Raw genomic sequence first — 19706 nt, 5'->3', positions numbered from 1 at the left:
TTGACGCGAAAAACCGGATTCCACTTTTTCGCATCCCGCTCAAGCGACCCCTCTTTCAAATGCGACTTCGGCGCGAAGGCTTTCGAGATCGCGATAGATCGTCGCGACCGCCAATGTCTTGCCTTCGCGGCGATAGGCGATGGCGCAGTCTCGCGCCTCTAGCGATCCGTCGATGGCGCAACTGTCCCATCGTTCGGCGTGCCCGACGTAAGCAATGGCGAGGTCATATTGCTCGGTCCAGAAGAAGGGGACGGCGTTAAACGTCTCCTTCCGGCCGAGAATGTTGCGCGCTGCGGTCTGTCCCTGTCGTTCAGCGACGACCCAATGTTCGACGCGGATTCGCTCGCCGGTGTGGTGATCCGGCCAGCGCGCAATGTCCCCGGCCGCGAAGATATTTGGGATGCTGGTCTGAAGATGCGCGTCCACCGTGACGCCGCGATCGATGGCGAGCCCTGCCTGCTCAGCCAAGGCGGTCAATGGCCGAACCCCGATGCCGACGAGAACGAGATCGGCTTCGAGGATTTCTCCATTCTTCAACGTTACGCTTCGCTCGTCTATCGAGACGACTGTGGCTCCAAGATGGAATGTCGCGCCATGGCTCTCATGGAGCTTGCGGATGAAGCTTCCAACTTCTGGCCCCAAAATCCGCTCCATCGGAATTGTCTCGGGCCCAACCACATGGACGTCGATGTCCCGCGCCCGCAGCGCCGCCGCCGCCTCAAGGCCGATGAAGCTTGCGCCGATTACGACGGCGCGCCGCGACGTCAGGGCTTTGGCGACAAGGGCGCGGCTGTCGGCAAACGTGCGCAGATAGCGCACATGCGGGAGATCGCCGCCGGGGATTGCGAGTCGCACCGGTTCGGCGCCGGTGGCGAGCAACAATGCATCATAGGGATAGCTGCTCCCGTCTTCGAGTTGCACGCGGCGCGCCGAGGCGTCGATCGCAACCACGCGAGCGTTCAGCTTCAGGTCGATGCCCTGTGCTTTGTAGAATTCCGGCGATCGCAGGGGAATCCAATCCTCCGGCGCAGCGCCCGCCAGATAGCCCTTTGAGAGATTGGGGCGGTCATAGGGACCTGAGTCGTCGGAGCTCAACATTGTAAGGGAGCCGGCATAGCGATGCCTGCGGAGCATTTCCGCCGCCGCGTTGCCGGCCGCGCCGCCGCCAAGGATCACGACCGACCGGGGCGTCCCCGGGACGTCTTGGGTGGATGGTTGCGCCGGGCTTTCGAGCTTTTCGAAAACATGGACGCGGCCGTCCCGTCGCTCGACGCGCCAGCAGGAAACCGGGTTCAGCGCGGGCGCGCGGATGGCCTCGCCGGTGCGCAAGCTGAAACAGGCATGATGCCAAGGGCAGCGAATAGTCTCGTCGACGAGAAGCCCATCGGCGAGCGGCGCCCCGTAATGGGTGCAAATAGCGTCAATCGCAAAGAACTCATCGCCGCGGCGCGCCAACAGCACGGGCTCGTCGCCAACGCGGCCGGCGACCCGGCCGCCATCCGGCAGAGTGTCAAATCCTATGCCTTCGCGGAGATCGGGGCCCCCCAGCTTCGAGGATTCTTCGCTCATTGCAAGGCGTCCTTAATTCTTGGGACAGGCTCGACAAGCTGCCCGCGAGCTCCGGGCGATTACATGACGTGACGGATTAAACCCTCACGGGCGCAATGGTTCCGTCTGGGCATCGTCGATTGCGGCGTGAAACATAATCGGTTCCGGCTTCGCTTTTTCGGCCGATGCTGGCGTGGTATGTTTGAAACGCGCGAGGCGTATGGGAGGCTCCCATGTTCAAGATCGAATTTATCGGACCGCATTCTGAAGGGGCTAAGCCGGAGGTTCTTGACCGCATGTCGACCGATTTAACCAGGCTCGATGAGGTGGTCACGCACGCGAAATCGCTTTTCTCCAATGTCATTGTCCAGCGGGTCCACAAGCCATTGCCGCATGGATTTTGGATATTGGATAATCAAGGCGTAGAGGTCGCGCGGTGGAGCATTGACGACGCCTGAAACCGGTCCGGATCGCGCCTGTTGAACCATGAAGCGCGTGGCCAAAAAGGCAGCTCAGGCGACCGACGCGAAGATTTAGCGCCGCAAGCTGATCGCGCGGCGGGCCGCGTGGGTGCGTAGTCAAGCTCCTGAGCCCCAAGCGAGGAGCTGGGATGCCGGATTGAAAGGGCGGCGGTCGCCTGATAAAAACAGCGCACGGCGGACCGGCAGGTCTGTCTGGCGCAGACGGCTTTTGCGGTTCCCAGCGCGGCTTTTCGACGCCGCCAATGCGCGGTTAGCGCGCCGAGCGAAAGATCTCTCTAGTTCGAACCCTGGGTGGCGGCGATGGCCGCGTGCGCTGGTTTGAAAGTCGCCTTGGCGAGGTTGGAATAGAGTTCGCCCATTTTTGTCGTCTCTGCGAGAAAGGCGGCAAAAGACGCTTTGGCGTATTCGGACTGGATCTGGATCGCGCTGTCGAACGATCTGGCGGAGCGGAGTTTTTCGAGGAAAGCAATGCGGCGCTCGAGCGCCTCCTTCGAATAATCGGTTGCTTCGACGACGATCGCTTGCAGGCTCTTGGCAAGGGAAGGCGCGGCGGCGATCGCCGCAGAGACCTGGGCTTCGCCAGTGTTTACTAAGGCGCGGGATGCTTCCGCCAGGGGAGCTGGCGCAACCGTGGCGTCTGCTTCGGCCAAGAGGGGCGTTGTCGTCGCGGGGTTTGTTTCGACGGCGGCGCTCGTCACGGCCGGCGCCGATGGTTCGGCCAAGGGCGGGGCCAAAGCCAAGTGGGGCGCTTCGACGATCGCGCCTGCTTCAGGCGCGGCATCACTCTCGGGAAGGTCGCTTCCGATTGTCATGTCTTGTTCTTTGTCCACGTCATCTCCTATGGTGGCGATGCGTCAACTCCACATAAACCAAAGACGCCTCGAATCAATTTCATCAATTATAAGTTATCGCAACGCACAAATCACGTCAAGTTGATATTGCATTGCACCATTCGGTCGCGTCGCCGGGTTGAAAAGACATCCGACCGATCAAACCACTTCATCGGGCGCCAATGCGCAGATCGTTTCCAATTCGGTTTCGACCTGTACGGTGGCGTGACCGATGCCGTAGCGCTCCCGCAACTCGGTCGCCGTCCGCATGAGGAAGGCGTCACCCGGATGGCCGTCCGGCATAACCAGATGCACGGTAAGGGCGATCTCGCTCGTGCTCATCGACCAGATATGTAGATCATGGAGGTCGCTTACGCCCGGCATTGCCGCGAAATACTGGCGAACGTCGGCGCTGGAGATCCCGGCCGGAACGCCGGCCATCGACATCGCCAGGCTCTCACGCATCAGCCCCCATGTTCCGGCAATGATGATGGCATTGATGACCAGGCTCAATGCGGGGTCGATCCATTGCGCTCCGGTCAGGCTGATGGCGAGGCCGGCAAGGACGACTCCCCCCGATATGGCGGCGTCCGAGGCCATATGGAGGAATGCGCCGCGGATGTTGAGGTCGCTCCTGCGCCCCGAGGCGAATAACGCCGCCGTAATGGCGTTGATGACCATTCCTGCGGCGGCCACAGCCATCATCGTATTGGCTGCGACGGGTTCAGGGCGGAACAAACGTTCGATCGCGGCATAGCAAAGGCTGCCTGTCACGACGAGCAGGAACGCCGCGTTGAAGGCTGCCGCCATGATGGAAGTCGCCCGAAATCCATAGGTGAATCGGGGCGTTGGCGCGCGGCCAGAAGCGACGGTCGCGGCGAAGGCGACGCCAAGGCCGAGCACGTCGGAAAGATTATGTCCTGCGTCGGCGATCAGCGAGACCGAATTCGCGATGATCCCGTAGACGGCTTCGATGACTACAAAGATCAGATTAAGCGCAATGCCGATGACAAAGCGCATCCCAAAGTCGCTCGGCCCATGCCTATGCGCGTGGCCATGGCCCCGATGGTCTTCATGCTCCGCATGGGCATGCGGATGCTGGGCGCGGTGGGAGTGGATCATCGCATATTCGCCAATCAATCGAGCGGGCCCAAGGGCCTTTGGTGGGACGCTTTTCTATACCATCGCGTTGCAAGGTGAGAAGATGTCTCCCGCAGCCTCGAAGAAAGCGCTTGAGTCTTTCGATCGCTCTGCCCATTGTCCGCCCCGCTGAAGGAGGATCCGTTGTGGGAGAGCCGCAAACGGCGCAGCAGACGAGCTGGAAACTGGATGTTGATGAAAATTTGCGGATCCAGTCCATTTCGCTTCGCCAAATCATACAAAAATCGAAATAATCAGATCGGAGCGTTATGTTCACTTTAAAATCGCATGTTTCATCGGTCCCGCTTTTCATCGCAGCGATTGTCGCGCTGTCTGGATGCGATCGCGGTCCGGTTCCCTCCGCCAATCTATCCTATCGCCAAGTGGGCATATGCAAAGGATATGATACCGCGTCAGGCCCGGTGAAGGCCGGGGCCGATGAAGGCTTCGCTATCTTCAAGATCGAAGCCTTGGACAATTCAAAGCCAAGCACCAGTTTCACATTCGATCCCGCTCTTCTTTACGCGGATCAATCCACTCCGGCGCAAAAGGCCGGCAATGTGTGGAACTGGAATCGTCACTTTGTCGCCATGAATCCGAGATTCTGGCAGGGTTTGGGCCTTCAGGCCCCTGAGCGCATCGTTGTCCCTTCGGGCAAGAAAGTGGACATCGATCGCTTCGTCTCCATTCCGGTTGGCCTAAACAATCCGAGCGGCGGGCCGGAAGCCAATCGGCTTACGTTCGAGTTCGTTTATGATACCGAAACCGCTCGCCAAGGCGAAAAAACCGTGAACGAAGGCATTGTCTTCACCAAGACAAGTTCAGCCGAAACGGTGCTGGACGATTGCAAGGCGCTGGTGGCCAAGTAGAGCCGGCTTTTGAGCGGCCAAATATCCCTGGCTCTCACAGCGCAGGACGCACCAGGCGATGCCGCGGGATTTCGCGGCATGCGCTGGGCGTCGCCGCGACCTTGAGGCGGTTGAGACGATCAGCGCCGCAAACCGCCCAGGGTGTGCCGGTTACTGGAGTATGTTCTCAACAAAGTTGATCGACTTTTTCGATATTGAGACATCGGATATATCCGATGTCTCATAAGAACATGCTCTAACTCTTTGAATCTGAGTGATTCTTTTTTGATCAGGCGATTCCATCTGATCGGGAGGCGCTCTAAGCGGGGCGCGTTGGCGCGGCGGCGCTCGCGCCCTTTTCCTACCGTAAGACCCTCGCCATATGGTTTTCGGGAGGAGCGATGGAGGCGCGCGGCAGGCGGTTGCGGGTCGGATAAGGAAAGATTGCGTTGAGCTCTGAGGGAATGGCGCCGCGTCCGGTCTTTACCGAAGGATCGACCATGCGGCATGTTCTCGTCATGACGGCGGCCGCATCGGTCGGGCTCATGTCGATTTTCCTCGTCGATCTTTTGTCGCTCCTTTATGTGTCGCGGCTTGGCGATCCGAACCTGACCGCTGCGGTGGGCTTCGCCACGCAGGTTCTGTTTTTTTCGGTTTCCATCAATATCGGGCTCTCGATCGCGATCAGCGCCCTGGTGTCGCGCGCGACTGGCGCAGGCCAGCGGATCGCAGCGCGAAGGCTCGCCGCCTCCGGCTTGGTGCATGTGTTCCTCATCGCGGCCGCGGTAAGTTGCGCCGCTCTGCCGCTGCGGCGGGAGATACTCGCCCTCTTCGGCGCAAGGGGAGAGGCCCTCGATGTCAGCTCGACCTATCTCGCGATCACGCTGCCGGCGACGATTTTTCTTGGCCTAGGGATGGCGCTTGCGGGAATCCTGCGCGCCGTCGGCGACGCCAGAAGGGCAATGTTCGTGACGCTGTCGGGGGCGATCGTCACGGCGGTTCTTGATCCGATCTTCATTTTTGGCCTGGGCCTTGGCGTCGACGGCGCTGCGATGGTCACTCTGTTGTCGCGACTCGTCTTCGTTGCGGTCGGGCTTTACGGCGCCGTGCGCATGCGAGATCTTATCGCATGGCCCGCCGGCAAGGCGGTTCTGTGCGATTTTCCGGCAATGATGGCGATCGCGGTTCCAGCAATCTTGACCAATCTGGCGACGCCCGTGGCGAGCGCCTATTCGATGCGGATCTTTTCCCATTTCGGCGACGCCGTCGTCGCGGCCTTCGCGATCATCGACCGCGTCAACCCAGTCGCTTTTGGAGTCCTATTCGCGCTTTCCGGCTCGGTCGGCCCGATCATGGGGCAGAATCTTGGCGCCCGGCTGATGCCGCGCGTGCGCCAGGTGCTCAGCAATTGCCTCCTCTTCGCGGCGATCTACGTCGTCGTCGTCGCGCTGCTCCTGCGCCTGGCGGCCCCGCTTGTGGTCGATATTTTCGACGCCCGCGGCGAGACGGCCGGCCTTGTGCGTTTTCTTTGCGCCTATGGCGGCGCGCTCTGGTTTTTCCTTGGCGGGATCTTCGTCGCCAATGCGGCTTTCAACAACCTAGGTTTTCCGATTCTCTCGACAGTGTTCAACTGGGGCCGCGCGACGCTTGGCGCAATTCCGTTCGTGACCATCGGCGCCGACCGCTTTGGGCCCGAGGGCGGTTTTGTCGGCCTTGTCGTGGGCTCGGCCTTATTCGGTGTTGGAGCCGTGGTCACCGCCTATTTGGTCACGGCGCGGCTCGCGAAAAGGCCCAAATTCGCTTAGCGGCCAAACCCTTCGCGCTGGCCAGCCTTGGCTCTATCGGCGCCTCTCGGGCCGGAGGCGGAGCCGGCCGGCCTACGTCGCCAAGGGACAGCCGCCAATCGGCCTCATTGCGCCCGGGCCCGCGCCCGCCTATGAAGCTTTGCCGGCGAAGAGCCTGATGCGCCTCTCGCACCGGCTGCTGACGAGGGAGCATTTTCGAGCGAAGCCAATGCCGGCTCGCGTTGAGAAGATGCGCCAAGACAAAGAGGTGGAGCGCTTTCCGATCCTTTGGGTCTGAAAGCGCTTAGGCGCAGACGAAAGTTTGGAAATGGCTCGCGACGTTTCGGATTCCACGCCTATTGCGTCGCGCGATGACCTTGTCGCCTGGATCGAAGCCGGATCGAAGCCGGCGGACCAATTCCGGATCGGCACTGAGCATGAAAAATTTCCCTTCCATCGCCTGGACCATTCCGCTGTGGCTTACCAAGAGAGGCCCGAGCGTGGCGGGGGCGGGATCCGCGGCTTGCTTGAGGGCATGCAATCGGCGCTCGGCTGGGCTCCGATTCGCGACGGCGAAAATATCATCGGGCTCTATGATGAAAAGGGCGGCGGCGCGATTTCGCTTGAGCCTGGCGGCCAATTCGAGCTTTCCGGCGCTCCTTTTGCGACGATCCACGAAACCGAGGCCGAACTTGTCAGTCATTTCGCCTCGCTCGACGCTGTCGCGGCTCCGTTCGACATCGGCTTCTTGTCGCTGGGCATGAGCCCCAAGTGGCGCCTTGATGAAATCCCGATCATGCCGAAACAGCGCTACGCGATCATGGCGAATTATATGCCCAAAGTCGGCGCGCGCGGCCTCGACATGATGTTCCGCACATCCACGGTGCAGGCCAATTTCGATTTTTCGAGCGAAGCCGACATGGTGAAAAAGCTTCGCGTGTCGCTGGCTTTGCAACCAATCGCAACAGCGTTATTCGCCAATTCTCCTTTCACCGACGGCAAGCTGAATGGATTTCTTTCGGCGCGCTCGGAAATTTGGCGCGATACCGATCGCGCGCGCACCGGGATGCTCCCATTCGCCTTTGAGGACGGCATGGGCTTCGAGCGCTATGTCGACTACGCCCTCGACGTGCCGATGTATTTCGTCAAGCGCGGCGAGACTTATTTCGATGTGGCGGGCGCCAGTTTCCGCGATCTTCTCGACCGCAAGCTTGCAGAGCTCCCGGAGACGCTGCCGGTCCTTTCAGATTGGGCCAATCATTTGTCGACGATTTTTCCAGAAGTGCGATTGAAGCGCTATCTTGAGATGCGCGGCGCCGATGCCGGGCCGCGTCCCTTCCTCGCCGCCCTCCCGGCTCTGTTCACCGGACTCCTCTATGAGCCTTCGTCGCTCGATGCAGCTTGGGAGATGGTCAAGCCGTGGAGCACTGAGGCGCGCGAGCAGTTGCGCGCCGATGCGCCGCGCCTCGGTCTTGACGCGCGCGTTTGCGGGCGGTTGGCGCGCGAGGTCGCGGGCGAGGTGTTGCGCGTTGCCCGCGCGGGGCTCGCCAAACGCAACCGTCTCGACGCACAGGGGCGCGATGAAACCTATTTTCTCGATCCGCTCGATGCTGTGGTCGCCGGGCGGACAGAGGCGGAGCGTCTCATCGACAAATTTAACACCGAATGGGCGGGCATCGTTGAACCGGCGTTCGAGGAATGCGTTTACTGAATTCTTGGTCGCGGACCACCAGGAGGGGTTAAATGTTTGTCTTGAACCGCATCGCGGCGGGCGCGATTTTCGCGAGTCTTTCTTGCGGCATTTGCATGGCGGGCGATCTGACCGCGTTGCGCCAATGGACAGGCAAATATCCGGCCGACAAGATCGTTGCAGGGAAATCCCTTTGGGAGCAGCCGGGAGTTGCGGCGGCGATGCGCGCGGCAATGGGCGCGCAATATTTTGCGCTCTCGCGCAAGATTATGCATGGGCCGGAAGGGCCGGTCGCCGATAATGGCAAAGGCGCCGTCGCGGCATGGTCGTGCAAAGCGCATGATTGCGGCGACAATCAGATGAGCGTGTTTTTCGACCTTGGCGCAGGAAGCGCGCAAGTGTGCTGGCGTGCCGCCGATCGTTCCGGCAAGGTGCAGGACCTTTGGTTAGCGGGCGGCAAGGCGCGTCCGCTCGCGAGCAACGCCTGCCTGTCGCAAGGCGATGATCCTTTCGCGACGTTGAAGAAATTCGGCGGCGCGGGTTGAGCGCCTAAAGCATTTTCGAGCGAAGTGGATGCCGGCTCGCGTTCAGAAAATGCAATGACGCTAAGAGCGCTCTCGCATGTTCTTATGAGACATCGGATATATCCGATGTCTCATAAGAACATGCTCCGATTCATTGAATCTGAGCGATTCTTTTTTGATCAGATGACTCCGTCTGATCGGGAAATGCTCTAGCGGCGTTAGCGAGTCGCAGTTTCAGCGGGCGAGCGAGCCGGTCATGTCGCTGCTGCGCAAGCGCAGATGCTCGCGCGAAACGGTTCTCTCGCCGCGCGCGGGAATCGCGCGGACAAGGTCGGGTTGTTCGTAGCTGTCGTCCATGTGCATGGCCGCGGGAGCCGCCCCGCCGGTCGCCCAACCATTGTTGGGCGAGGCCGCTCCGCGAGAGCCTATTTCCACGCGCACATGACCGCCGACCCACACGCAGGCGTCGCTTCCCTCCACCGCGGTGAAGCCGGGCCCGTAGGCGGCGCATTGCGCATTGGCGCGTGAAATCTGAGCCTTGCCAGGGGGAAGATCATTCGCCCCGGCGGAATCGCTGGAGGCAAGGATGGCGCTGGCGCCGGAGCAGATGAAAACGAATAATGTGCGCGAGATCATGGTGAGCCTAAACGATTCACGACCTGATTGGACGCTTATTGAGTGACCGTACATTGGGGCGATTTAATGATCCCTTAAATGTTCAGCCGCCCCAATCCCCAAGTTCAGCTTGGATCAAGGCAAGGGCCGCGACCGCCGCCGTGTCGGCGCGCAAAATGCGCGGACCGAGCGACAGGCGCACGACTTGGGACAGCGACAGCAAGGCGTCGCGTTCTTGTTGGTCGAAGCCTCCCTCGGGGCCGATCAGCACTGCGAGCGGTCGGCTGCGACGGGTGGTTGCGGGATGCCCGCGCAACGCGTCAAGCGGGTTTCGCACCGGCGCGTCTTCATCGCAAAAGATGAGGAGGCGATCCTTGTCCCAACCGCCGAGAAGGGCGTCGAGCCGGGTCGTCGGCGCGATTTCGGGGATCGAGAGAATGCCGCATTGTTCGGCGGCTTCGATCGCATTGGCGCGCATGCGCTCTATATTGAGTCGGTCCATTTGGGTGCGTCGCGTCAGGACCGGGCGCAATTGGCCCGCCCCCATTTCGACGGCCTTCTGGACCATGTAATCTTGCCGCGCATGTTTGAGCGGCGCGAACAGATAATGGAGATCAAAGCCGGCCTCCTGTGGTCGGATCATCTCTTTGGCGATGAGCGCGACCTGCTTGCGGCTCGGCGTTGAAACCATCGACCGCCATTCGCCATCGCGGCCGTTGAATGTCAAAATCTCGGCGCCTTCGGGGAGACGCAAGACGTTGCGGATGTAGTTCGTCTGTCCAGGATCAAGATCGATGCGCGCGTCCCGCGCGAGCGGCGCATCGACATAAAGGCGATGGGAGGTAAAATCATAGCGGGGCATAAGAATACCAGGATTTTTCGAAGAGGGCGGCGCAATCGCCGGCTGGGAGAGGCGCGCCCGGAGCGGCAGGGCGCGGTGCTTGTTGGACTTTATAACTAACGAAAGTCGGTGATCATTGCGATGCGTGGCTGAGCCCCGTTCCGGCTCGAAACAGCGCCTCTGGCGCGATCGTCCGGGTTATGCGCATTCAGCAATCATTAAACCTGATGGATGTGGGATATAATTGAAAGCTTTTTGGCGGCAATTCTGCGACAGGGCTGCGCCCTCGAGGAATCAACGGAGGCCGAATATGCATCGCATCCTTTCGCGAGGCGTCGCGCTCGCGATGGTCTTGACGCCCTTGGCTCCGGTCTCCGCCCAGACCCAGATGGAGTTGAACGTGAAGGCCGGAAATGCCTTCACGAAAGCGGATAAAAGGCTGAACGACATCTATCAAAAATTGATGGCGAAAATCTCTTCCTCGGGACAAGCCAGTCTCCGCGACGTCGAGAAGATCTGGATCCAGTTCCGAGATCAGGAATGCGCTTTTGAAACCCTCGCAACTGTGGATGGGTCCATCCACCCAATGGTTCTGCTCGAATGCAAGACGCGCCTCACCGACCAGCGGATCAAGGATCTCGAGGCTCAATTGAACTGTGAGGAAGGAGACCTCTCCTGCGGCGGCCAATGAGCGTTGCGCGGGGTGCGGCAAGTGGACCGCAGACGCGAAAGCTGGACCATCGATGCGGGCGCAAGGGGCTTGCGCTTGCCTCAAAGCGCATGTCTTTGCTATGAAAATGGAAGCAGGACATTGAAACGCTCGGGAAGGGCTCGGATCATGATGGCACATAGGCTCATCGATACCGCGCGTAAAGCGGCGGGTCTCTTGGCGCTCGGGGCTCTCCTTGTGCTCTGCGGCGCTGCGCATGCGTTGGAATGCAACGAGGATATCGGCAATCTCACCAAGAAGCGGCAAGGCATCATCGACCAGCTGAATAACCTGACCAAAGGGCCCAAGAATCAGCTCGACCCGATCGCCTCCTGCCCGAAATTGCGCGCGCTGGTCGCCGCCGAACGCGAACTCGTGGCCTATCTGACCAAGAACAAGGATTGGTGCGCGGTTCCGGACGAAGCCTTGCAAAATATTTCGACGAGCGCGTCGAAAACAGGCGCGGTCGCCAATCAGGCTTGCGCTGTCGCGGCGCAGATGAAGAAAGCGCAAGAGCAGCAAGCGACCGGCGGGCTCAACGCGCCGCCGGCCCAGAAACTGCCGACCGGACCTCTGTGACGAAGAGCCTGTCCGGACCGCAGGCGCCGGGTCCGCGCGCGCGCTCGCCATCCGCTGAGGCGGCGCCTGATTTTACGGCGCTGCCGGATTCGGTCGCCGGTCAATTCCTTTTTCGCTTCGCGCCAAAATCCTGGCGGCCATTTCTTCAACTCGCGCGGATTGACCGGCCGGTCGGCTGGTGGCTCCTGCTTTTGCCGTGCTGGTGGTCGAGCGCGCTTGCCAGCGTCAGCCAGGGCCAGCCGCCGCATTGGGGCCACCTCATCCTCTTTCTGGTTGGGGCGATCGCCATGCGCGGCGCCGGCTCCACCTATAATGACATCGTCGATCGTAAAATCGATGCGATGGTGGAGCGGACGCGGCGGCGGCCTCTGCCATCTGGCCGCGTCAGCGTCACGGCGGCGAAAGTCTTCCTTGCCGGGCAATGTCTCGTCGGTCTGGCGGTGCTTTTGAGTTTCAACGCTTTTACGATCGCGCTTGGTTTTTCCTCGCTCTTGCTGGTCGGCGTCTACCCTTTCATGAAGCGGATCACCTCATGGCCGCAGGCGATTCTCGGCGGCGCTTTCGCTTGGGGCGCGCTGATGGGATGGGCGGGCGCCATAGGGTCGCTGGCCCTGGCGCCGGCGCTGCTCTATTTCGGCGCGATCTTCTGGACGATCGGCTATGATACGATCTACGCGCTGCAGGATGTGAAGGACGACGAGCGCGCGGGCATCGGCTCAACCGCGCTTTTTTTCGGCGGGCGCGTTCGCATCGGCGTCGGCATTCTCTATGGCGCGGCGCTTATTTGCATTGAGGCCGCCTTTCTAGCCGCCGGCGCCGGCGCATGGCCGCAGGCCGGTCTCGCCGGCTTCGCCGCGCATCTCGCCTGGCAGGTCAAGAACATCGATCCGGATCGCGGGGCGAATGCGCTGCGGCTGTTTCGCTCCAATCGCGACGCAGGCCTTATTCTTTTCGCCGGCCTCGGTGCGGAAATGATCCTGCTTTCGATCGCTTGAATCGTCGTGATAAGTCCTCGACCTTTACGAATCATGCTCCAAAGCGCTGGCATCCGGCTTTAGAGCATTTTCGAGCGAAGTGGATACCGGTTCGCGTTAAGAAAATGCGACAAAACAAAGATCTAGAGCTGCTGTCTGATTCCGCCGAAGCGGAAAGCAGCATTAGAGAAGGTTTTCGAGCGAGATGGGGGTATAGCCGGCGCGCTCCATTTCGACCACGAAGGCGACGCTGCGCGCGATTAACCGGTCGCGTTTGGTTATTCCAGCAAATACCGCGTCCGGCGAGGTGACGACTTCGGCGACAGGCGCGCCTTTTCCAACGGCGGCGCCATCGCGCGCGAGCCCGCGCAGCCGCCCGGTGGCGGAAGCCATGACCGCTGTCGTGCCGATAAAGCCCAAGATCTGGCCGGCTTCGATCGGCTCGCCGAGCAGTTTCGAACCGTGGAAACGGCCGTGCATTGGGGCGAGGACCATTGCGCCATCGTCAAGAGGAGCGTCGGGGCCGGGACCGTGCTCAGCTATCGAACCCGAGCGCAGCACTGCGCCTGGATCGCGGCTGCCGACATCGATGACGATGTCACAGGTCTCGCCCGCGACAAAACCGCTCCCAAGACCGATTGTGAGATCGCTGAGTTCGCGCAGATGCTGGCGCGGCTTGTCGGTTCTTGGGCGGGCGTCGACGAGGACGTCCCAAGGCCAGCGCGTCGTCACGTCCTCGAAAGGATGCCAGAGGACCGGAATAAACATCCCGCTGCGAAGGCCGGAGAGGAAGTCCTTGGTCTTGTCGGCGCGCCGGGCCTCGACGCCTTCGAAGGTGCAGGCTCCATCCGTCCAGGCGTCCGCGAAAGCCATCCGCCGGCGGATCGTGGTCGGAGGCGTCGGCTGATGGATCGCGACGGCATGGCCGGCAAGATGCAGTTTCCGGGCGACCGCCGAGGCGAGTTCGTCCATGCCGAACACGAGGATAGATGTTTCTTCACTCATCGTTTCGCTATTCTCATCATCGAAAAGCACGAGGAATGTGTCAGCTTGGCGCCGGGAACGCAAGCGGTCAAACCGTCGGCGGTTAATTTGCCGCTTCGCATTCCCCCGCGAAATCGCGTTTCAGGACAGACGGCTCGCGGCGCCCGCGCGGTTCATGCGACATTCATTCCGCCGCCAGCGCGCCTTGCGCCCCAAGCCAGGTTTCGAGGTCCTCCGCCGCCCGCGCGCCGATGGCGGCTTTCTTCGCCGCGGCTTTTTCGCCGCCGCGCAGTCTCCTGCCCTCGGGAGACTTGATTGCCCCTTCGAGCGGGGGAAATAGCCCGAAATTGACGTTCATCGGCTGAAACGAGGGCGGCCCGGCGTCGATGACCTCGATATGTCCGGCCGTAATATGGTTGACGAGAGCGCCGAGCGCCGTGGTTGCTGGCGGCGGCGCGAAGGCCTCGCCCTTATATTCGGCCGCCGCCAAGCGGCCGGCGAGGAGACCGATCGCGGCGCTCTCGACATAGCCCTCGCAGCCGGTGATCTGGCCGGCGAACCGCAGCCGCGGATCGGCTTTGAGCCGCAGCGCGCGATCGAGCACTTTGGGCGAATTCAGAAATGTATTGCGATGAAGGCCGCCAAGGCGGGCGAAGCGGGCCTCCTCCAGACCGGGAATGGCGTGGAAAACCTCCACCTGGGCGTGATGTTTCAGTTTGGTCTGAAATCCGACCATATTGTAGAGCGTGCCAAGCGCATTGTCCTGTCGCAACTGCACAACCGCATAGGGTTTCACGCCCGGTGTATGGGGATTGGTGAGGCCGAAGGGCTTCATCGGCCCGTGCCGGAGCGTCTCGGCGCCGCGTTCCGCCATGATTTCGATCGGCAGGCAGCCGTTGAAATAGGGGGTGTCTTCAAATTCCTTGAATTCGGCTTTCTCGGCCTGGTTCAGCGCCTCCACGAAGGCGTAATACTGATCTTTCGTCAGTGCGCAATTGATGTAATCCGCGCCGGTTCCGGCCGGGCCGGCCTTGTCGTAGCGCGATTGGAGCCAGGCCTTTTCCATGTCGATCGATTCGCGATGCACCACTGGCGCGATCGCATCGTAGAAGGCGAGATCCTTCTCCCCGGTCAAAGCGCCGATCGCCGCCGCGAGGGCGGGCGAGGTCAAAGGTCCGGTGGCGATGATGACATTGGCCCAGTCTCTTGGCGGCAGGCCGTCGATCTCCTCCCGGGCGATCTCGATCAGCGGCTGCGCTGCAAGCATCGCGGCGACATGGGCGGAAAAGCCCGACCGGTCGACCGCGAGCGCGCCTCCGGCGGGCAGCTTATTGGCGTCGGCGGCGGCCATGACGAGCGAATCGAGGCGGCGCATTTCCCGATGCAGAATGCCGATGGCGCTGGTTTGCGGATCGTCGGCGCGAAATGAATTCGAACAGACGAGTTCGGCGAGGTCGCCGGTGCGATGCGCCGGAGTTTGCCGTTTGGGCCGCATCTCATGCAGCACTACCGGCGCCCCTTGGCGCGCGATCTGCCAGGCGGCCTCGCAGCCGGCGAGTCCGCCGCCGATGACATGGATGGGGGGCGATGGAGAGTTAAAGGGCTCTGACATCCGACGCAGTTTAGCGCATTTCCGGCGCTCCGCCAGACGCCGGGGCTAAATCGCCGAGAATTGTCATGTGGAGGGACTGGGCTGGATCGGGTTTCAAGGCGTCGGAAACCCGGCGCCCAGAATAAACTGCTTCAATTCATCGTAGATCGATTTTTCGAGCGGGTAGTCATTGGTCCCATCGCCGAGGCCGGCGAATGCGCCCTGGATCACAACGCGCACAAATGGCGGCGTCTGCGCCTGGCCGTCGTTGAACATGCAGGTGATGGTCGGAGAAGACCCCCGCAGGTCGCCCCGGAGCACGATCCGCCGGCTCCTGTCGCAGCGGATGTCGTAGAAATCGACGCTATCGTCCGTGGTGGCTGGATCTCTCCGATAGTCCTTGTTGCTGTGCCAGGACTCCAGCCGGATCTGCCCTTTGTCGTCGGCGGTCTTTTCAAGCGTGATCTCAAAATGCTTTCCCGCGGCGGAATCCGCTACGATGCTAAATGTGGAAGTCATTTGCCGCCCCTGTCGCCTGAAAGTTTCGATTCAGAAGCCCGGCATGCGATTATTGGTCCGCGCCGCGCGATCGCGGACCTTTAAGCGTTGCTTAGAGCTGGATGCGAAAAAGGGGACTCCGGTTTTTCGCGTCAAATCCCGCTCTCTTCTCAACAATAGATCACGTTTCATGCTTTTGGATGGAAACATCCAAAAGCATGAAACGTGATCTTGTGCATGTTCTTAAAGAGGCGATCGCCTTTTCAGGTCACCTCGAACCAGGCCGTCATTCCGGTCTGCTGATGCTCGGCCATCAGACATTCGATCGCCCATTTGCCCGGATTGTCGGCGACGAAGGCGACATGCTTGGTCTTGCCCTCCGGCACCAGCACGCAATCGCGCCAATAGGGCTCCCAGCCATCGTCGAGATCGTGCAACAGCCGCATCGCGTGGCCGTGGATATGGATTTGCTGAACGAAAGCAGTGCGGTTGACGAGCCCAAGGGTCACCGCGCCGCCGCGTTTGACCGAAAACAGCGGCTTCGGCGCAAAACCATCGGAGGCGACGCCGTTCAGTTTCCAATAGAGGGCGCGGTCGGATGCCGACGTCGCGGATTTGGCCGCGGGTTCGATCACGATGTCGACCTTGCGCGACGCTTGCAGCTTGATCGCCGCAGGTAGAAGTGGATTTTGCGGGAGTGACGCAATCGCGGCGAGCGGTTCGCGCGCATCCCCCGCCGTCTTGAAGACGATCAGCGCGCGATCGGCCTCCGCATCGCCGCGCAGGACAAGGCTGGCCTCGGCGCCCGCCTCGGTGGGAAGATCGAGCATCACGTCGAACCTGGCTCCGGGACCGACGGGAATCGTTTGCCGGACCGGCTCGAAGGCTTCGCAGGGCTGGCTGTCGACCGCGAGAATCCAGGGTTTGACGCCGATAAACGAGATCAGCATGATCCGCGCGTTGACGGCGCTGACGATTCGCAGCCGTAGGCGCGAGCGCGGCGCCAGCGTTTCGATGAGCGGAACCGGGCGGGAATTGAGCGTGACCAAGGGTCCGATCCGGCCCGCGCCCATGGCGTCGGCGGGCGAGCCGAAATCGGCGGCGATCTGGGCTTTTTCGTCAAGCCGCCAATCATCGAGGACGACGAGCATGTCGCGGTCGGTTCGCGGCGGCTCGGGTTCGTCCACGATCATGACGCCGTAAAGGCCGCGGCCGCGTTGCTCTCCGATCAAGGGCAAGACGTGCGAATGATACCAATAGAGCCCGCTGTCGGGCGGCGTGAAGCGATAATCGAAGGAGCCCCCAGGCGGCGCAGGCGCTTGCGTCAGGCCGGCGACGCCATCCATCGCATTGGCGTTCCGCACGCCAGCCCATGAGAGACTCGTCGGCTGGTTGAGCTTGTTGACGAGCCTGACCTTGACCTCCTCGCCCTTTTTGTAGCGCAGGAGCGGTCCGGGAACTTCGCCATTATAGCCCCAGATGGCCGTCGCGGGAGTTGGCCCGGGGAGCAGGCGGAGAGAGCCCTCGCGAGCTTCGAGAACGTGGAAGCCGTCTTCTCCAGCGGGCGTTTGCGCGCCGGCCCGCACGGTCGCGAGGGTGACCAGGGTCGAGCCGAGGAAGGCGCGGCGGCTGATCGTCTGGCTCGGGGACATGGGAACCTGCGGTTGATGGGCTGGAGGCTTGACGCGCGGAACGCGCCCAAAGGGCGGAGGGAGGGATGTCAGGCGGCGGGTTCTGTTTCAGGCGGGGAAAGCTTCGTCAAAGGTCTGCCGCATCCCCGGCGCTAAATCCAGCGTCGAACGCTGCCCTTATACTGCAAATAGGCGGCGCCGAATTTTTGGGCAAGATAGGCTTCCTCCCGCTCGATGACGCCTTTTTGCAAGATCAGCGCAAGCGGCGCCGCAGACGCGAGAATCCACGCCGAATTAACGGCGAAAGCGATTCCAACGCAGAGCAGGACCATGCCAAGATAGATCGGATTGCGGCTCAGCTTGAAGACGCCTGAGGTCACGATCGCGGTCGTGGGCTTGCGGATATCGATCGCGGTGTTGGCGCGATGCATCTCGCGAACGGCGAAAGCCGCGAGGGCAATGGCCCCAGAGATCAGGGCGAGGCCCAGCGGCAAGGCAAAGACGCCGGACAAGAGCCTTACCGGCCAAATAAGATGAAGGCCGACGCCCAACGCCAGGGTCGCCGCCAGGATCAACGGCGGCAAGGCGATGACCTTTGCCCGGTCCGATGGATCGCTTCGCATGCCTCAAGGCTCCTTGATCCGGACCGCGCCCGCGCAATAGCGCCGCGCGGCCAGGCGATGACATAACGCTTTTGCGCAAGACTATCACGACGCGTCCGGCGCGCGGCGCCACTTTTTTGCTGCATCGGAGAAAGGCGGTTGCTATAGAGCGCGATCCGAGGCAGTGAAGCGTCGATCGCCTTTGGGCGGGTCGCGGGCGTGGCGGAACTGGTAGACGCGCCGGATTTAGGTTCCGGTGGTGAAAATCGTGGGGGTTCGAGTCCCTCCGCCCGCACCAGGCCAGTCCGTCGCGGCGCGGGCCCCGCCCAGCCCTTGGCGGCGCCCGCCGGCCGCTGATTCGGGACTTTAAGATCAAGGCGTTCAATTCAGCAGGCGATGCAGTCGAAAAGGTTCAAGTCAGATGCAAGTCACCGAAACCCTCTCGCAGGGCCTTAAGCGCGAATTCAAGGTGGTGCTTCCCGCGACCGATCTCGCGGCCCGCCTCGAAGGCCAGCTCGCCGAGATGCGGGCCAAGGCGCGCATCAACGGGTTTCGACCGGGCAAGGTGCCGGTGGCGCATCTGAAGCGTCTCTATGGCCGTTCGATCATGGCCGACGTCGTCCAGGAAGCGGTCAATGAGGCTCATCGCAAAATTATCGAAGACAACGCGCTGCGGCTCGCCCTCGACCCCAAGATCGACTTCGCCGGCGACAAGGATGAGATGGAGAAGGCCTTCGAGGCGCAGGCGGATTTCGCTTTTACCGTCGCGGTTGAGGTTTTGCCGAAGATCGAAATCGGCGGTTTTGACGACATCGAGATCGAGCGCCTTGTCGCCGACGTGAGCGACGTGGAAATCGACGAAGTCTTGGACCGTCTCGCCGAACAGAATCGCGTTTATGCGGAAAAGGAAGGCGAAGCCGCGATCGCCGAAAAAGGCGACAAGGTCACGCTGGATTTCGTCGGCAAGATCGACGGGACGCCTTTTGAAAACGGTTCGGGAGAGGGCGTTGAAATCGTGCTCGGGTCCGGAAGTTTCATTCCGGGCTTCGAGGAGCAACTCGAGGGCCTCAAGCTTGGCGAAGGCCGGACGATCGCCGTCACCTTCCCGGAAAATTACTCGACGGCCAAGCTCGCCGGCCAGCCCGCTACTTTTGACGTCACTCTCAAGGGCGTCGCCGCTCCGGGGGAGGTCAAGATCGACGACGATCTAGCGAAAGCCTTCGGCTTGGAGGATCTCGCCAAGCTGAAGGATTCGATCCGCTCCAATATCGAGCGGGACTATGACGCCGCCTCGCGCCGCAAGTGGAAGCGCGGCTTGCTCGATGCGCTGGACAAGAAATATGCGTTCGAGCTGCCCGAGGGGCTTGTCGCGCAGGAATTTGAGACAGTATGGCGGAAAGTCGAAGCGGAGCAGAAAGGCAGCGGCCGCAGTTACGAGGATGAAGGCACGACCGAGGAGGCCGCGCGCGCCGATTACTTCAAGATCGCCGAACGGCGCGTGCGCCTTGGCCTGCTCCTGGCCGAGATTGGCGAACAAGCGGGCGTAAAGGTTTCCGACGACGAGGTCAGCCAGGCGCTCGTCGCGAGGGCTAGATCCTTTCCAGGTCAGGAAAAGATCGTTTGGGACTATTATCAAAAGAATCCCCAGGCCTTGGCTGAGATCAGGGCTCCGCTTTTCGAGGAAAAGGTCGTCGACCACGTCATGGCTCTCGTCAAGGTGACGGATCAGAAGGTCTCGAAAGAAGACCTCCTGAAAATGACCGACGAAGACGAGTCGGAGGCGCAGGACGAAGCCGGGCAGGCGTGACGAGTCGCCGCCCCGCCTCGCGCAAAGGT

19 protein-coding genes and 1 tRNA gene are annotated in these 19706 nt (G+C 61.4%); 10 read left to right on the top strand and 10 right to left on the bottom strand.

Translation table 11 applies throughout. The features are described from left to right. Window positions 1–39: 39 nt before the first annotated feature. Complete coding sequence (locus DL86_RS07535) at window positions 40–1569, bottom strand: FAD-dependent oxidoreductase (protein WP_036259842.1); 1530 nt, start codon at window positions 1567–1569, stop codon at window positions 40–42. Between the two features lie 212 nt (window positions 1570–1781). Between DL86_RS07535 and DL86_RS07530 the strand changes: the two genes are divergently transcribed. Beyond that, window positions 1782–2006 carry a hypothetical protein gene (locus tag DL86_RS07530; protein ID WP_036259840.1) on the top strand — a complete coding sequence of 75 codons (225 nt, stop codon included), beginning with the start codon at window positions 1782–1784 and terminating at the stop codon, window positions 2004–2006. Window positions 2007–2305: 299 nt separating this feature from the next. Here DL86_RS07530 and DL86_RS19190 read toward each other — a convergent pair whose 3' ends face one another. Beyond that, on the bottom strand, window positions 2306–2860 hold the full coding sequence (locus DL86_RS19190; protein ID WP_245276294.1) for a phasin family protein: 555 nt from the start codon (window positions 2858–2860) through the stop codon (window positions 2306–2308). Window positions 2861–3019: 159 nt separating this feature from the next. Beyond that, entirely contained in the window at window positions 3020–3982 is a 963-nt protein-coding gene (locus DL86_RS07520; protein ID WP_036259973.1) for a cation diffusion facilitator family transporter, read from the bottom strand. A gap of 287 nt (window positions 3983–4269) precedes the next feature. Here DL86_RS07520 and DL86_RS07515 point away from each other — a divergent pair, with 287 nt between their 5' ends. The 4 genes from DL86_RS07515 to DL86_RS07500 all read left to right on the top strand — a co-directional run bounded on the left by DL86_RS07515 (window position 4270) and on the right by DL86_RS07500 (window position 8867). Next, window positions 4270–4869 (top strand): hypothetical protein, encoded by a 600-nt coding sequence (locus DL86_RS07515; RefSeq protein ID WP_036259839.1) that lies wholly within the window; start codon window positions 4270–4272, stop codon window positions 4867–4869. 428 nt (window positions 4870–5297) lie between these two features. Beyond that, window positions 5298–6653 carry an MATE family efflux transporter gene (locus DL86_RS07510; protein WP_245276292.1) on the top strand — a complete coding sequence of 452 codons (1356 nt, stop codon included), beginning with the start codon at window positions 5298–5300 and terminating at the stop codon, window positions 6651–6653. 307 nt (window positions 6654–6960) lie between these two features. Continuing rightward, a complete protein-coding gene (locus tag DL86_RS07505) occupies window positions 6961–8343 on the top strand; it encodes a glutamate--cysteine ligase (RefSeq protein ID WP_036259971.1) in 1383 nt (460 codons plus the stop codon). 32 nt (window positions 8344–8375) lie between these two features. Then, a complete protein-coding gene (locus tag DL86_RS07500) occupies window positions 8376–8867 on the top strand; it encodes a hypothetical protein (protein WP_036259837.1) in 492 nt (163 codons plus the stop codon). A 213-nt stretch (window positions 8868–9080) separates the two neighbouring features. Here the strand turns inward: DL86_RS07500 and DL86_RS07495 are convergent, their stop codons facing one another. Together DL86_RS07495 and DL86_RS07490 are read right to left on the bottom strand one after the other, a co-directional pair. After that, window positions 9081–9482, bottom strand: a complete 402-nt coding sequence (locus DL86_RS07495) for a hypothetical protein (protein ID WP_036259836.1) — start codon at window positions 9480–9482, stop codon at window positions 9081–9083. A gap of 82 nt (window positions 9483–9564) precedes the next feature. Next, the gene (locus DL86_RS07490; protein ID WP_036259835.1) at window positions 9565–10323 is read right to left on the bottom strand and encodes a 16S rRNA (uracil(1498)-N(3))-methyltransferase; all 759 of its coding nucleotides are present in this window, start codon (window positions 10321–10323) and stop codon (window positions 9565–9567) included. Window positions 10324–10612: 289 nt separating this feature from the next. On the opposite strand from DL86_RS07490, the gene DL86_RS07485 reads away from it, so the two are divergent. From DL86_RS07485 to ubiA, 3 genes are all read left to right on the top strand, one after another. Beyond that, the gene (locus tag DL86_RS07485; protein ID WP_051952928.1) at window positions 10613–10993 is read left to right on the top strand and encodes a lysozyme inhibitor LprI family protein; all 381 of its coding nucleotides are present in this window, start codon (window positions 10613–10615) and stop codon (window positions 10991–10993) included. A 147-nt stretch (window positions 10994–11140) separates the two neighbouring features. Beyond that, window positions 11141–11590, top strand: coding sequence for a hypothetical protein (locus DL86_RS07480; protein WP_036259834.1), 450 nt, complete (start codon window positions 11141–11143; stop codon window positions 11588–11590). Then, on the top strand, window positions 11587–12585 hold the full coding sequence (ubiA, locus tag DL86_RS07475) for a 4-hydroxybenzoate octaprenyltransferase (RefSeq protein WP_425348905.1): 999 nt from the start codon (window positions 11587–11589) through the stop codon (window positions 12583–12585). Before DL86_RS07480 ends, ubiA begins: the two co-directional genes overlap by 4 nt. Window positions 12586–12747: 162 nt before the next feature. Here the strand turns inward: ubiA and DL86_RS07470 are convergent, their stop codons facing one another. The 5 genes from DL86_RS07470 to DL86_RS07445 all read right to left on the bottom strand — a co-directional run bounded on the left by DL86_RS07470 (window position 12748) and on the right by DL86_RS07445 (window position 17891). Continuing rightward, the gene (locus tag DL86_RS07470; protein ID WP_036259964.1) at window positions 12748–13569 is read right to left on the bottom strand and encodes a hypothetical protein; all 822 of its coding nucleotides are present in this window, start codon (window positions 13567–13569) and stop codon (window positions 12748–12750) included. Window positions 13570–13732: 163 nt separating this feature from the next. After that, window positions 13733–15160 (bottom strand): methylenetetrahydrofolate--tRNA-(uracil(54)-C(5))-methyltransferase (FADH(2)-oxidizing) TrmFO, encoded by a 1428-nt coding sequence (gene trmFO, locus DL86_RS07465; RefSeq protein WP_036259833.1) that lies wholly within the window; start codon window positions 15158–15160, stop codon window positions 13733–13735. A 93-nt stretch (window positions 15161–15253) separates the two neighbouring features. After that, a complete protein-coding gene (locus DL86_RS07460) occupies window positions 15254–15658 on the bottom strand; it encodes a hypothetical protein (protein WP_051952926.1) in 405 nt (134 codons plus the stop codon). Window positions 15659–15900: 242 nt separating this feature from the next. Next, window positions 15901–17289, bottom strand: a complete 1389-nt coding sequence (locus DL86_RS07450; RefSeq protein ID WP_036259829.1) for a multicopper oxidase family protein — start codon at window positions 17287–17289, stop codon at window positions 15901–15903. Window positions 17290–17420: 131 nt separating this feature from the next. Further along, window positions 17421–17891: a methyltransferase family protein gene (locus DL86_RS07445; protein ID WP_036259827.1), complete on the bottom strand. Its 471-nt coding sequence runs from the start codon at window positions 17889–17891 to the stop codon at window positions 17421–17423. Window positions 17892–18083: 192 nt separating this feature from the next. Between DL86_RS07445 and DL86_RS07440 the strand changes: the two genes are divergently transcribed. Then, window positions 18084–18168: transfer RNA gene (locus tag DL86_RS07440), tRNA-Leu, on the top strand. A gap of 123 nt (window positions 18169–18291) precedes the next feature. Then, entirely contained in the window at window positions 18292–19677 is a 1386-nt protein-coding gene (tig, locus tag DL86_RS07435) for a trigger factor (RefSeq protein WP_036259825.1), read from the top strand. The last annotated feature ends 29 nt before the right edge of the window (window positions 19678–19706 follow it).

Origin of the sequence: Methylocapsa aurea (genome assembly GCF_000746085.1) — a bacterium.
Classification (GTDB): domain Bacteria; phylum Pseudomonadota; class Alphaproteobacteria; order Rhizobiales; family Beijerinckiaceae; genus Methylocapsa; species Methylocapsa aurea.
This window is presented reverse-complemented; position numbering and strand designations above follow the sequence as displayed.